Genomic DNA, 13,945 nt, shown 5'->3' on the forward strand with positions numbered 1-13,945 from the left:
TCACGTGGTTCAGATCCTAACCGCGGGCGGAAGACTCCAGGTCAGCGGCGTGAATCCGCTCTTCCGCGACGCGCAGACCCGCTTCGATCACCGCGTTCATCACCGGAGCGAGCCGTGTCTCGCCGAGGCTCGGCGCCCGCCGCGCCATCGCGGCGACGAGCCTGCGCTCACGATCCATGTCGCGTCCCTTGAACCCGCCCACGGGCTTGAGCCGCTGCACGGTGCCGGCCAGGCCGACCCGGCGTTCCAGGAGGGTCGCCAGCGCCGCGTCCACCCGGTCGATCGCCGCCCGCGCGGCGAGGACGGTGTCCGGGGCCTCCCGCCGCACCACCGCGCCGACGACGGTTGCGGCCTCGCGCGCCGCCTCGATCGTCTCAGGGGACGCGTCCGGCGCGAGCAGCAGCCCGTCGGCCCCGGCGGCGACGGCCGCTGCGGCGAGCGCCGGGTCGTCGCCCAGGTCGGCGAGCACGGGCCGGCCGGAACGCTCCGCGGCCTCCCGCATCAGCCCCAGGTCGAGCGTGGTGCCGCCCAGGTGGGTACGGCTCCCGCTCTCGCAGAGCACCACCTGGTCGTTGCCCTCCGCCGCGCAGTAGTCCGCGATGGCCAGCCACTCCTCGAGCGTGGCCGCCTGGCCGCGCTGCACCACCACCGGCAGCCCGATCCGCGCCACCGCCTGCACCAGACGGAAGTCCTGCATCCACGCGGCGCCGACCACGACGCCGTCGGCGTGGCCGGCCACCGCGCCCAGGTCCGCGGCCGAGAACGGCTCGACGAGCAGCGGTCCTGCCCACCCGGCCCTGGCCGCGCCGATGATCTCTTCAGCGGTGCTCCGGCCATGGTGGCCGCGCAGGCTCACCCATCTGGCGTCCTCACCGCCGATGACGGCGACGGGCCTGCCGTCCCCGATGGTCGAAGTCCCGATCCGTACGGCCCGGCGGCCGAGTTGTGTCGCCTGTGACATGTCCGCTCCTCGGTGGGCCGGCCGTCCGCGCCGGCTCGTCTGCAACGAAAAAGGCAGAGACGTGGCGTCTCTGCCTTCAGCCGGCTCCAGGTGATCGCTAGCTCACGAACGCGACCGGCCCTCCCGGAGCCGGCTGCGTAAACACGTGATACCTGACCATGCCTGCGACCCTACCAGCCACGCTCCGTGAGCTTGAAATGATCTGTCTCATATTTCGAAATACGGATAGATGAAACCGCGTGGTCTGGTCGAACCATTTGCCATCCGTGGGACGATTTGGGGTTCGGGAGGAGATCAGATGCCGCAAGCGGAAGGCCGGCTCGTCGGAGGCCGGTATCACCTCGAGGAGCCGATCGGCCGCGGGGGCATGGGAGTCGTCTGGCGGGCCCACGACCAGCTGCTCGACCGCGCCGTCGCGGTCAAGGAGGTCCGCTACGACAGCGCCATGGGCGACGAGCTCAGCGATCTCAACCGGCGGACCATGCGCGAGGCGCGGGCCGCCGGCCGGCTGACCCACCCGAACGTGGTCGTCGTCCACGACGTGATCGAGGAGGACGGCCGCCCCTGGATCATCATGCAGCTCGTGACCTCCCGGTCCCTCGGCCAGACGATCAGGGAGGACGGGCCGCTGTCCCCAGAGCGGACGGCCGAGATCGGGCTGCAGATCCTGGACGCGCTTCGGGCCGCCCACGCCCAAGGGGTGCTCCACCGTGACGTCAAGCCGGAGAACGTGCTGCTCACCGAGGACGGGCGGGTCGTCCTCACCGACTTCGGCATCGCACGTCTCGAGGCCGACTCCACCATGACGCGCACGGGGATCGTGGGCACGCCCGCGTTCATCCCCCCGGAGCGCCTTCGCGGCGGTCCCGCGCAGCGCGAGTCCGACCTGTGGTCGCTGGGGGCGACGCTGTACACCGCCGTCGAGGGCAAACCGCCCCACGACCGGGGCATGGCCATGGCGACCATGCACGCCGTCCTCACCGACGACGCCGCCCCCGCGATCCGCGCCGGGCGACTGGAGCCCGTGCTGATCCGGCTGCTCGCCAGGGAACCTGAGGACCGGCCCGGCTACGACGAGATCGCCCGGCTGCTCAGGGAGGCGTCGCGCCCCGCTCCCGTCATCCCGTCTCCCACCCTCCCCGAGATCGTCCCTCCTGGCGACGGCGCCGCGGCGGCCGTTCCCCCGGCGCGGCGGCCCGCCGCGGAGCCGGAGCCTGAGGCCGTCCCGCCTGAGCCCGCTTCCGCGGGGGGCGAATCCTCCGGACCCACCCCGGACGTGGAGGCGGCAGGGATCGCATCGCCGGAGCAGCCGGAACCGGAGAGCGCCACGGATCCCGGCACGCCCGCGCCAGGCGGCTCCCGTGCGGAGAAGGAGGACGCACCGGAGCCCGAGGCCGAGGAGATGCCGCTGACCCGGGCCGTTCCCCGCGGGGCTCCGGAGACGGGAAACCGGGCCGCGGCCCCGGCCCGGCCCGCGCCTCGCCCCGCGGCCCAGGTACGTCCCGCCTCCCAGGACCGTCCCGCGCCCTCCGCCGATGCCGCACCCGCACCCGCACGCGACCCGAAGGGCTCGGCCGCGCCGCCCGCCGCCCCCTCTCGCGGCGCTCCCCCGCCGCCGGCGTTCCCCCTGCAGACCCATGAGCCCGCTCCGGCGAACGACCCCGTCCGCGGGGCCGTGCCGCCGCGGGAGACCGTCGAGAGCCGCCTGAACCAAGGGCCGAAGCAGTGGACGGAGCCGGCGGCCGCCGACTGGGGCGGCCGGCCCGGGTGGGGTCAGCCCGTGTCCGCTCCCACCCAGCAGGGGACGGCGTGGCAGGCGAGCGCGCCCGGCGGCCTCGCGGAGCGGTGGCGTTCACTTCCCCCGGTCAAATGGGCCCTGGTCGCCATCCCCGTGCTGCTGGTCATCGCCGCCATCGGCGGATACCTCGGGCTGCAGGAAGGAGAGCGCGCCTCGGGCGAGCCGGCGGGCGGCGGGCGCGAGGCCACACCCGCGGCGAGCGGACCCGACACGCCGCCGCCCTCCGGCAAGCCCTCTGCGTCCGACAAGCCGCCGGCCTCCCCCTCGCCGGCGACCTCCAAGCCCGCCGGTGTCCCGGACGGCTGGCATCGCTACAAGGACAAGTCGGGCTTCTCGATCGCCCTGCCCGACGGCTGGAAGGTGGAGCGCCGCGACGGGTCCAACCTCTGGTTCCGCGGCCCGGAGCCCGGCGCCGTCCTGCAGATCGGCATGACCAGCACGCCCAAGTCCGACGCGGTGAAGGACTGGAAGGCCCAGGAGAAGTCGTATCCCTCGCGCTTCCCCGGCTACCGGCGCGTGAGCCTCAAGTCGGTGGACTACTTCAAGGAGGCCGCCGACCTGGAGTTCACCTGGCGGAGCGGCGGCGGGAGGACCCACGCGATCAACCGCGGCTTCGTCACCGACAAGCACCACGGATACGCGATCTTCTGGCAGGCCCCCGACAGCCGGTGGCAGAAGACCCTGCACTACTTCACGACCTTCACGGCCACGTTCCGGCCGGCCACCTGATCCTGACGGCCGTCAGGCCGTCAGGTCCTTGTGGTAGACGAGGTAGTCGCACGGGGTGGCGAGCGACGGCGCGAGCGCCGGGTAGGTCTCCTCGATGCTTCCGACGTCCACGCGGCGGTACCCACTCCGGGAGTACCAGGCGGCGAGGAACTCCTTGGACGGATGTGCCCACTCGCGCGGGACCAGCAGTTCCAGCTGCATGGTGGCGATCCCGCGTGCCCTGCTCGTCCGCTCGGCGAAGCGCACCAGTTCCCTGCCGACGCCCGTGCCGCGGTGCGCGGGGTGCGCCGCCAGCATCCCGAACTCGCCGACGCCGTCGTCGAGGCTGCGGACGCGGACGCAGCCCACGATCTGCCCGTCCAGGCGGGCAACGGCGATCTGACCGGCGCCGATCAGTTCCCCGACCTCGTCAGCCGTCGTCCGGACCGCGCCGTCGGCCCACAACCCCCGTTCCGCGACGGCGTACACGTCGTTGACCAGGGTCGTGATCCGCTCGGCGAGCGGCCTGTCCCCGCCCGCGGCCGCGGGCAGCAGTTCGATCTCGAGGGCACCCATGGAGGCTCCAGCGTGGCCGGCCGTCGTCGCCGCGCCCACCGGTACGGTGAGACACCGGCGTCCTTGCTGGTCACGAACCCTATCTCACCGGGCGGAACGGGCGGTCTCCCGGGCCGAGCCGGCCCACGACGACACGCCGGAGCGCTGCGCGGCCGGCCCGAGGCCATCAGCATGACGCGACCCCCGCCCCGATGCCGGGACGGGGGTCGCGCGAGGTCCTGCTCGACGGACTACCAGGTGGTGGGCTTGCCCTTCTGGAACAGCCACACGTCGAAGAAGTTCGTCAGGTCCATGCCGGAGATCTTCTCCGCACTGGCGATGAACTCCGCGGTGCTGGTGTTGCCGTACCGGTTGGCGGCGGCCCACTTCTTGACGAGCGTGAAGAAGGCGGCGTCGCCGATCTTGCCCCGGAGGGCGTGCAGCGTCATGGCGCCGCGGTTGTAGGGCACGTTGCCGAACATGTCCTCGGGGCCGGGGTCGGTCGTGACGGTCTGCCAGAACGACGAGGTCGCCGCGCGCCCGTAGTTGCTCGTGCTGTTGAACGTCTGGTCCACGGTGGCGCCACCGGTGTGCTCGGTGTACATCCACTGGGAGTAGGTCGCGAAGCCCTCGTTGAGCCAGATGTCGGACCAGCGGCTGAGCGACACGCTGTCGCCGAACCACTGGTGGGCGAGCTCGTGCGCCATCGTGCCGACGCCCGGAGCGCTCGAGAAGATCGGCTTGGTCTGGCTCTCCAGGGCGTAGCCGACGTCGGGGGCCCGGTCGATGATCGCGCCCGCCGTGTTGAAGGGGTAGGGGCCGAAGATCGAGGAGAAGTAGTCGACGATGTCCGGGATCTGGGCGACGGCGGCGGCCGACTGGGTGACCAGCCGCGGGTCCACAGCCGTGTAGATCGGCAGGCCGCCGGGCGTCTTCGACTTGGTGACGGTGAAGTTCCCGATGGTCACCGTGGACAGGTACGTCGCCATGGGCTCACGCGCGTCCCACACGAACGTCGTCCAGCCCTTCTTGGTCTTCTGGGACACCAGGCGGCCGTTGCCGACCGCGGTGACGCCCTCGGGGACCGTCGCGTGGAAGGTGAAGGTGGCCTTGTCCGTCGGGTGGTCGTTGCCCGGGAACCACGCGGGAGAGCCCTGCGGCTCGCCCGGCACGAACGCGCCGTCGTCGGTGGGCACCCAGCCCTCGATGGAGCCGTCGGGGTCGGTGACGACCGGGGGCGTGCCCTTGTACTTCACGACCACCGTGAAGTGGCGCCCCTTGCCCAGGTCGTGGCGGGGGGTCACGACGAGTTCCTGCCCGCTGCGCTCGAACGCCGACCGGTGGCCGTCCACGGTGAGAGACGTGATCTCCGGGCCGCGGAAGTCGAGGTCGAACCGGTTGAGGCCCTGGGTCGCGACCGCGGTGATCTTCGTCGTCGCGTCCATGGTCTTGGTGGCGGGGTCGTAGGTGAAGGTGATGTCGTAGTGCTTCACGTCGTAGCCGCCGTTGCCCGCGTCGGGGAAGTAGGGGTCCCCCACGCCGGACGATCCGGCCGAGTAGTGCGGCCGGCCCGGCTCCCCGTGGTCCCCTTGGTCCCCGTGGTCTCCGTGGCGTCCGGACGAGGCGAAGGCCGGCTGCGCCCCCTGGGCGATCAGCAGGCCGAGCAGAGCGGCCGAGGTGGCCGCGGCGCCGAGTCGTCGCGATGTCATGCGGTTCCTTCCATCGGGTCCGGCCGGGGAGGCCCCGGCCGGATCCGTCGTGCGTGTGTTCTCGAGAGGTGGATCTTCCGGCCGGCCCTGACGGGCCGGCCGGTTCACGTCAGCCGGTTCACGTCAGCCGACGACGGAGCGGAGCGGGATCTGCGCGGTTCGCAGAGCGCTGACCAGGTCGCGGAGGAACGGGTGCTCGTCGGCCGCGAGTCCCTCCGGGTTCGGGATGGTGATGTAGGCCGAGCCGCCCGCCTCCGCCGTCAGCGCGGTGTCCGTGTACCGCCTGACGACGGCCTCGGTCCTGGCCAGGTCGGAGCCGGCGACCTCGATGCCGATCGGCCGCCACTGCCCGCCGAGATCGGCCGGCTCGGGAGCCTCGGCGGCCGCCGACCGCAGGGCCTCGGCCCCGGCCTGCGGGGCCGCCGTGCGCTGCGCCGCCGCGGCTGCCGGAGCCTTGGGCTCGAGCAGCGCGTTGGCCACGAGGTGGATGCCGTTCTCGTTATAGGCACGGAAAAGCGGATTGTATGCGAACAGCACGGCATGTCCGGTTCCGGTCGGCTCGTCCACGAGCGAGACCGTGCCCTTGAGCGCGTCGGCTCCGACCGTGTAGCCGTTGGACCAGAACGTGTCGTCCGCCGGGTAGGTGAGGACGTTCGTGCCGGTCTGGCTCGGGTTCAGGATCGGGTCGCTGTTGTTGAACTGGAAGTCCTCCGCCGGACGGCCGAGCGCCACCGGCGCGTCCGTCGCCACGTCCACCCGGAAGTGCGAGCCGATCACCTGGTAGCCGGTCGGCTTGGCCTTCTCCGTGGTGGAGGTCAGGCCCGCGGACCTGGCGAGCCGGGTGCCCTCGTTGCGCAGGCCGAGGTAGGTGCCGCCCGCGGCCACCCAGGCCTTGAGGTTGGCCAGGCCCTCGGCGGTCAGGCCGCCGGTCGAGCTGCTGCCGTCCGGGACCACCAGGGCGGTGCGCCCGGTGAAGGCCGGGGTGTTGCCGTTGATGTCCGCCGCGGTCACCTGGGTGAGGGGCAGGCCCCAGTGGTCGCCCAGCACATACCGCGCCTCGCCGTACGAGCCGGAGGTCGTGGAGATGCCGGTGCCGGCGAACAGCCCGGTGTCGGGCAGGCTCAGCGGCGTGCCGGAGGCCGGCCGGCTGCTCGCGTGGACGGTCACGCCGAGCGGGCGGGCCAGGTCGTCCAGGTCGTCCTCGCCGATCGCGCGGGCGGGCAGGCTGACCTGTCCGGTCTCGAGGTCACGCGAGACCGGGACCTTCGAGCCGAGGAGCCGGAAGGTGAGCTCGGACGCGGCGGCCGAGTCCATCGGGTAGGTGTAGGAGCCGTTCTTGTGCGCCTTACCGTCCGTGCCGCCCTCGACGCGCTTGACCCGCTCGACCTTCGGGGACAGCGTGTCGCCGGTGTAGACGGTGTCGATCCCCATCAGCAGCGGGTTGCTCCACGACGAGACGTCGTAGAAGTACGGGAAGGGGACGTAGGGGTCCTCGGCGAGCAGCGCCTGGATCCAGTGCTTCTGCGGCTGGTTCATCGGGATCCAGTACGCGCCCTCGGGGACCGTGAGGTTCTTGGCGGACCGGCCGCCGAAGACGCGCGCGTTCGGCACCTTCAGTGAGCGCTCGACCTTGTAGACCTCGACGTCCATGCCGCGGAGCCGCTCCACCAGCTTGCGCACGTCGCCGAGCTGGCGGCCCGGCAGCAGGAAGTACGACTTGACCTTGACGTCCGGCACCGGGAACTGGACGGTGTTCGTGGGCTGCACGACCTCGTTGGGCTCGAGTGTGCCCTCGGCGCCCTCCTTGAGCGCGGTCCGCCAGATGTCGTAGTACCCGCCGAGGATCTCCCGCTTGTTGTCCGCGGCCCACCCGGTGGTGGCCCACTGGGTGTTGAACTGCTGCTGGACCCGGTCCTCGACGGCGGACGAGCTGCCCTTCTCGAAGGTCATGCCGGCGGCGCCGAAGCCCGTCGCCGGCACGGTGTCGCCGTAGCCCATGTAGAACAGGTCGTAGGTCGCGTAGTTGAAGTAGCACTCCGTGGTGACCGCGCCCGCGCACGCGCCGTTGTACCCGAAGCCCGCGGCGTTGGCCGCTCCGATGCGGTTGATCCAGTCGACCGGCTGGTCGGCGATCTCATGGTGGATCGGGTCGGCGTTCGGGGGGAAGAAGTACTGCCGCCCGCCCATCTCGTGGGCGTCGACGAAGACCTGCGGCGGATAGTCGCGCAACATCGCGACCTTGCCGTCGGTCTCCGGCTGCGTCCGGGCGAACCAGTCCCGGTTGAGGTCGAAGCCGCGGTCGTTCTGCCTGCGGTTGGCGTCGCGCCCGTCGGGGTTCTGGGTCGGCACGATGACCGTGACGAGGTTGTCGTTGCGCTCGGCCACGTCGCAGGACAGGCCGCTCGACAGTTCGTACAGCGTCTTGAGCGCGGCGTCGGCGCCGCTCGTCTCGCCACCGTGAACGTTCCCGGCCACCCAGACGATCGCGGGGGTGTCCTTGGCGATCCTGGCCGCCTTGTCGGGCTTCAGCGACCGCGGGTCGCGCAGCGACTTGACCTGCTCGGCGATCTCCGCCAGCTCCTTGCGGCCCATGTGGTCCTTGTTGGACACGATGGCGTAGGGCAGCGGCTGGCCGGTGAAGCTGTGCGCCATCGTCCCGGTGACCACCCGGTCGGAGGCGCGCCCGACCGCGTCGACGTACGCCCTGATCTCGGTGGTCGTGACCACCCGGGACTGGCCCTTGCCGAGGGGGAACCCGAAGAACGACTCGGGACTCGGCACGGACGTCAGATGGGCGTTCGGGTCCGGGCTGCATTTCGGCCCGTGTGAATTCGCGCTTGCGGGCGGGATGAACGGCAGTGTGAACGCCGTCAGCGCGATGACCGCGACAGTGGTGGCCTTGCCGAAGGGAAATCTTCTGTACGACGCCGAACTCGGCCGCACGGATGCCTCCTGGAGGGGCGGTGGACGGCACGTCCTCACGTGCGAACCCGCCGTCCTGGGGAAACTGAAACCGCTGTGGTGCCGGAGAGAGTCGAGAATGATCGTATTCGGAGGTAATAAACCGGGCAAGAGGGTCACTACTTAACAAAGTGACAGCACGAGATGTGCGGTTTTCGGGCATGATCGAGCGCCCATTCCGGCCCGTCCGCAGACTCTGTGGGACGATTCAGGAGTTTTCGGAAGGGGTCAGGTGAACGAGGGGCGTCGCATCGCGGGCAGGTATCGCCTGCTCGAAGCCGTCGGCCGCGGCGGCATGGGGATCGTCTGGCGCGCCCACGACGAGGTGCTCGACCGCACGGTGGCGGTCAAGGAGGTGCTGAACCGCGCGGTTACCGACGAGGAGCGCGAGGAGTTCAACCGGCGGACCATCCGCGAGGCCCGGGCGGCCGGCCGCCTGTCCCACTCCAGCGTGGTCGTCGTCCACGACGTGATCGAGGAGGACGGCCGGCCCTGGATCGTCATGCAGTTCGTCCAGGCGCGGTCACTCGGCTCGGTTCTGCTCGAGGACGGCCCGCTGCCGCCCCGGCGGGTCGCGGCCATCGGCCTCCAGGTGCTGGGCGCGCTCCGCGCGGCGCACGCCGCAGGGATCCTCCACCGGGACGTCAAACCGGAGAACGTCCTGCTCCGGCCGGACGGCAGTGCGGTGCTCACCGACTTCGGAATCGCCACCATGCCGGACGAGACCGGGTTCACCTCCACGGGCATGGTGTCGGGGACTCCGGCGTTCCTGCCGCCCGAACGGCTCAACGGGCGGCCCGCCACGCGCGAGTCCGACCTGTGGTCGCTGGGCGCGACGATCTACACGGCGGTCGAAGGCAGACCGCCGTTCGAGCGCGACTCGGCGATCGCGACGATGGCGGCCGTCATCCACACGGAGCCCGATCCGCCCCGGCACGCCGGCCCCCTCACCCCGGTCATCGAGGGCCTGCTGGTCAAGGAGCCCGCCCGGCGGATGGCGGCCGGGACCGCGGAAAGGCTCCTCAAGGCCGCGGCGGGTGCGGACGACGCCGGCGCCCGGTCCGGCCCAGGAGCCCACGCCCGGGCCCGATCAGGCTCGTCCACCGGAATCGGCGCCCGGTCGGGCCAGGCCACCGGGAACGGCGCCGCACCGCCGCCCGGCGCGACGTCGGTTCTGGCTCCCGAGCGGCGCGCGGCGCGCCGGGGCCCGCGTGCGCACCGGCGTGCGGCGAGCCCGGCGCGCGTGGCGGTGGCAGGACTGCTCTGCGCCGTGCTGGCGACCGGCGGCTGGTACGGCTACCGCCGCCTCGGCGGCGACACCGCCACCGGCTCGGCCTCGGGTCCCGTGGCGTCCGCGACCGCCCCCACGGTGCCGTCCCCGGCTGCCTCCGCGGCCGGGCCCGGCACGGCGCCCGAGGGCTGGACCACACATGTGGACCCGCTGGGCTTCTCCGTCGCGCTGCCCAAGGGCTGGAGCGCCTTCGACCGGCAGGCGACGCGCGTGAGCTTCCACGACTCGAGCAGGTCCGGCTATCTGCTGGTCGACCTCACGAAATGGACGGCGGCCGATCCCGTCGAGGCACTCACCGACGTCGAGGTCACCGCGCGTAAGAAGGGACTCCTTCCCGGCTACAAGCGCATCAGGCTCGGGCCCGTACGAGAGGGCGGTACGCCCGCCGCCGAGTGGGAGTTCACCTACACCCCGTCGTACGGCCGGGTGCGGGTGCTCGACCACGCCTTCCGCCTGCCCGACGGCAGGTTCGCCGCTCTTTACTGGCAGACGACCGATCGAACATGGACGACCACTATGTCCTATTTTCGGGTATTCTTGACCACATTCATGTCAAATGAGTAGATGTAGACGCGTCTGATCGCGGGAGCAACCGCATGGTTCGGCGGCCTGTGCGCGTTCGAGAAGGGCAGCGCCACGGGCAATGGCTGATGCGCAGACCTCCGATCGAGTGATCGCCGGGCGTTACCGGCTGATCGAGCCTCTCGGACGTGGCGGTATGGGGACCGTCTGGCGCGCCCTCGACGAGGTGCTCCGCCGCGAGGTCGCCGTCAAGGAGCTCACCGCCTCGGTCGGAATGTCCGATCCGGACAGGGAGGCGTTCACCACGCGGACCTTCCGGGAGGCGCGGGCCGCGGGACGGCTCAGCCATCCGGGTGTGGCCACCGTCTACGACGTCTTCGAGGAGGACGACCGCCTCTGGATCGTCCTCGAGCTCGTCCCCTCCCGCACGCTCGGCTCCATCGTCCGGGCAGAGGGCCCGCTTCCTCCTCGGCGCGTGGCGGAGATCGGTTCCCAGGTGCTCGCCGCCCTCAGCGCCGCCCATGCCGCGGGCGTGCTCCACCGGGACGTCAAACCCGAGAACGTGCTGATCGCGCACGACGGCCGCGCGGTGCTGACCGACTTCGGGATCGCGGCGCTGGAGGACGACTCCCCCGTGACGCGCACCGGCATCCTCATCGGCACCCCCGCCTTCATGGCCCCGGAGCGCGCGAGCGGGGCCACGGCCCGCCGGGCGTCGGATCTGTGGTCGCTCGGCGTGACGCTGTTCCTGGCCGTCGAGGGCCGCTCCCCTTTCCAGCGTGGTCACGCGCTCGCGACACTCGCGGCCGTCACCTACGAGGAGCCGGGGCCCATGCCGAACGCGGGTCCGCTCACCCCGATCATCACCGGACTGCTGACCAAGGACCCCGCCCAGCGGATGACGGCCGTACAGGCCGGTCCGCTGCTGCGCGCCGTGGCCGAACACCCCGCCGCGGGTACCGGCGGCCAACCCGACCCGAGGCCGCGCACCGCTGCCCCCGCGCGCTCGCACCGCAAGGCCGCGGGACGGCAGGCGGCTCAGCCCACCCGGCCGCCGCGGCCTCCCCGGCCTCGCTCCCGGCGCGTGCCCTGGGCGTTCGCCGTGGTCGCCGCTTCCATGATCGCCGTCGCGGGGGCGGCGGCGGGCGGCGTCGCCTATGTCACCGCACGGGATCCGGGCACGGGGGCCACCCCCGTCAGCCGGCCCACCGTGACCGTGTTCACCACCCGTACGGCACAGCCCCGGCCGGACGACAAGCAGGAGGCGGCGGAGTCGATGACGAACGCCGGCACGCGGTCCGGCGGCCCCGCCGCGCGGGCGAGCCGCACTCCGGCGGTCACCCGGGCGCCCTCCGTCTCCACGCCCAAGGCGCAGCCGAGGCCCCGGGACGACGGGCAGGGGCGCGGCGACGGTGCGGGCCCGGGCCGGGGCGGCTACGGGAACGGCTACGGCGACCCCTACTGGAACCGGCACGACGGCGGCGGGGGCCAGGAACCCTAGCCCGCGTCACCCCGCTGTGCGGCCGCGGGCCGGCGGGCCCTCGGCTAGCTCTCGTCGCCGACGATGCGCAGGGCCCTCGCGAGGTCCTCCGGGTAGTCGCTGGTGAACGAGACCCACTCCCCCGTGGCCGGATGCTCGAAGGCCAGGGAAACGGCGTGCAGCCACTGCCGCGACAGGCCCAGCCGGGCGGCCAGCGTGGGGTCCGCGCCGTACATGAGATCGCCGACGCAGGGGTGGCGGAGCGCGGACATGTGGACCCGGATCTGGTGGGTCCTGCCGGTCTCCAGCTTGATGTCGAGCAGCGACGCCGATCGGAAGGCCTCGACGGTGTCGTAGTGCGTGACCGAGTCCTTGCCGCCCGCGACGACGGCGAAGCGGCCGTCCCCGGAGGGGTGCCGGTCGATCGGCGCGTCGACGGTCCCCCGGAGCGGGTCCATGTGGCCCTGGACCAGCGCGTGGTAGCGCTTGTCGACCGTCCGCTCCTTGAAGGCCCGCTTGAGGTGGGTGTACGCCGCCTCGCTCTTGGCCACCACCATCGCGCCCGTGGTGTTCGCGTCGAGCCGGTGGACGATGCCCTGGCGCTCCGACGCGCCGCTGGTGGAGACGCGGTGGCCGGTGCCGAGCAGACCGCCGAGCACGGTCGGGCCGGTCCAGCCGACGGTCGGATGGGCGGCCACGCCGATCGGCTTGTTCACCACGACGATGTCGTCGTCCTCATAGATGATCGCCATGCCCGGCACCGGTTCCGCGACCGGCATCGGCACGGCCGGGGGCGGCGGGATCGTCACGTCCAGCCAGGCGCCCGCGTGCACCCGGTCGGACTTCGCCGGCACGGTGCCGTCCACCAGGACCTCACCGGACGCGATCAGCTCGGCCGCACGGGTGCGGGAGAAGCCGAACAGCCGGGCCAGGGCGGCGTCGAGCCGCTCGCCCTCCAGCCCGTCCGGGACGGGCAGGCTGCGCTGGTCACCCATCGGTGGTCTCCCCCGTCTGGCGCGACCCGTCGATCTGGTAGCCGCGCCACGCCAGGAAGACCGCGAGGATTCCACCGCAGACGATGGCGGAGTCGGCGAGATTGAACACGGGGAACCCCGTCACGGGGAACGCCTGGAGGAAGTCCACCACGTGCCCCTGCAGCGGGGCGGGCGACCGGAAGATCCGGTCCGTCAGGTTGCCCACCGCGCCGCCCAGCAGGAGGCCCAGCGTGATCGCCCAGGGGAGGCTCCTGAGCTGCCGGGCCGTCCGCAGGATGGCGACGACCACGCCGACGGCGATCACGGTGAAGATGATCGTCATCCCGGTGCCGATGCTGAACGCGGCACCGGGATTGCGGATCACGTTCAGGACCAGCACGCCGGGAATGACGGTCGTCGGCTCCTTGTGCTCGAGGAACTGGACCACGAGCAGCTTGCTCACCACGTCGAGCGCGTACACGACCGCCGCGACCACGACCAGGAGGGCGATCCTCCGTCCGCGAACGGGCCGTGTGTCGGCTCCATCGCTCAGCGGCGCTCCTCCCGGGTCTTGCACGCTACGCACAGCGTCGCCCTCGGGAACGCTCGCAGACGTTCCTTCCCGATCGGCTTGTGGCACGATTCGCACTCTCCATAAGTCCCTGCGTCGACGCGGGCGATCGCCCGCTCGTTCTGCGCGAGCAGGTCGCGCGCATTCAGGGTAAGGGCGATCTCACGCTCGCGCTCATAGGTCTTGGCCCCGGCGTCGGCCGGATCGTCCCCCGCCCCCTCGCTGGCGTCTCCCTGCGCGAGATCGGCCTCGGCGCGTGCGATGTCGGCGCCGAGCTCCTCGATCTCATGCTGCAGCCGGGTGCGGACCTCGGCGAGCTCTTCGCCGGACCAGGTGTCTTCGCTGGTAGCGGTTCTGGCCGCGCGCGTGGCCATGAGGCCTCCCATTAGTCAGGAACGATGATCAACATATGAGC

At 71.9% G+C, this 13,945-nt stretch carries 10 protein-coding genes; 3 read left to right on the top strand and 7 right to left on the bottom strand.

Annotation, left to right across the window (positions count from 1 at the left end; translation table 11 throughout):
* Nucleotides 1-16: 16 nt before the first annotated feature.
* Nucleotides 17-961, bottom strand: coding sequence for a chorismate mutase (locus Pka01_RS00705; RefSeq protein WP_203880541.1), 945 nt, complete (start codon nucleotides 959-961; stop codon nucleotides 17-19).
* 298 nt (nucleotides 962-1,259) lie between these two features.
* Between Pka01_RS00705 and Pka01_RS00710 the strand changes: the two genes are divergently transcribed.
* Nucleotides 1,260-3,488, top strand: coding sequence for a serine/threonine-protein kinase (locus tag Pka01_RS00710; protein WP_203880542.1), 2,229 nt, complete (start codon nucleotides 1,260-1,262; stop codon nucleotides 3,486-3,488).
* Nucleotides 3,489-3,500: 12 nt separating this feature from the next.
* Here Pka01_RS00710 and Pka01_RS00715 read toward each other — a convergent pair whose 3' ends face one another.
* From Pka01_RS00715 to Pka01_RS00725, 3 genes are all read right to left on the bottom strand, one after another.
* Complete coding sequence (locus tag Pka01_RS00715) at nucleotides 3,501-4,043, bottom strand: GNAT family N-acetyltransferase (RefSeq protein ID WP_203880543.1); 543 nt, start codon at nucleotides 4,041-4,043, stop codon at nucleotides 3,501-3,503.
* 230 nt (nucleotides 4,044-4,273) lie between these two features.
* Nucleotides 4,274-5,731, bottom strand: coding sequence for a M1 family metallopeptidase (locus Pka01_RS00720; protein WP_203880544.1), 1,458 nt, complete (start codon nucleotides 5,729-5,731; stop codon nucleotides 4,274-4,276).
* 123 nt (nucleotides 5,732-5,854) lie between these two features.
* A complete protein-coding gene (locus tag Pka01_RS00725; RefSeq protein WP_203880545.1) occupies nucleotides 5,855-8,674 on the bottom strand; it encodes a M14 family zinc carboxypeptidase in 2,820 nt (939 codons plus the stop codon).
* Nucleotides 8,675-8,924: 250 nt separating this feature from the next.
* Between Pka01_RS00725 and Pka01_RS00730 the strand changes: the two genes are divergently transcribed.
* Nucleotides 8,925-10,547: a serine/threonine-protein kinase gene (locus Pka01_RS00730; protein ID WP_203880546.1), complete on the top strand. Its 1,623-nt coding sequence runs from the start codon at nucleotides 8,925-8,927 to the stop codon at nucleotides 10,545-10,547.
* Between the two features lie 79 nt (nucleotides 10,548-10,626).
* Nucleotides 10,627-12,006 (top strand): serine/threonine-protein kinase, encoded by a 1,380-nt coding sequence (locus tag Pka01_RS00735; protein ID WP_203880547.1) that lies wholly within the window; start codon nucleotides 10,627-10,629, stop codon nucleotides 12,004-12,006.
* A 44-nt stretch (nucleotides 12,007-12,050) separates the two neighbouring features.
* Here Pka01_RS00735 and Pka01_RS00740 read toward each other — a convergent pair whose 3' ends face one another.
* The 3 genes from Pka01_RS00740 to Pka01_RS00750 are packed head-to-tail and all read right to left on the bottom strand — an operon-like array spanning nucleotide 12,051 to nucleotide 13,904.
* Nucleotides 12,051-12,980: an RluA family pseudouridine synthase gene (locus Pka01_RS00740; RefSeq protein ID WP_203880548.1), complete on the bottom strand. Its 930-nt coding sequence runs from the start codon at nucleotides 12,978-12,980 to the stop codon at nucleotides 12,051-12,053.
* A complete protein-coding gene (gene lspA, locus Pka01_RS00745) occupies nucleotides 12,973-13,545 on the bottom strand; it encodes a signal peptidase II (RefSeq protein ID WP_239114608.1) in 573 nt (190 codons plus the stop codon). Before lspA ends, Pka01_RS00740 begins: the two co-directional genes overlap by 8 nt.
* Nucleotides 13,509-13,904 (bottom strand): TraR/DksA family transcriptional regulator, encoded by a 396-nt coding sequence (locus Pka01_RS00750; protein ID WP_203880549.1) that lies wholly within the window; start codon nucleotides 13,902-13,904, stop codon nucleotides 13,509-13,511. Before Pka01_RS00750 ends, lspA begins: the two co-directional genes overlap by 37 nt.
* Nucleotides 13,905-13,945 lie beyond the last annotated feature (41 nt).

Source organism: Planotetraspora kaengkrachanensis (assembly GCF_016862895.1).
Taxonomy (GTDB): domain Bacteria; phylum Actinomycetota; class Actinomycetes; order Streptosporangiales; family Streptosporangiaceae; genus Planotetraspora; species Planotetraspora kaengkrachanensis.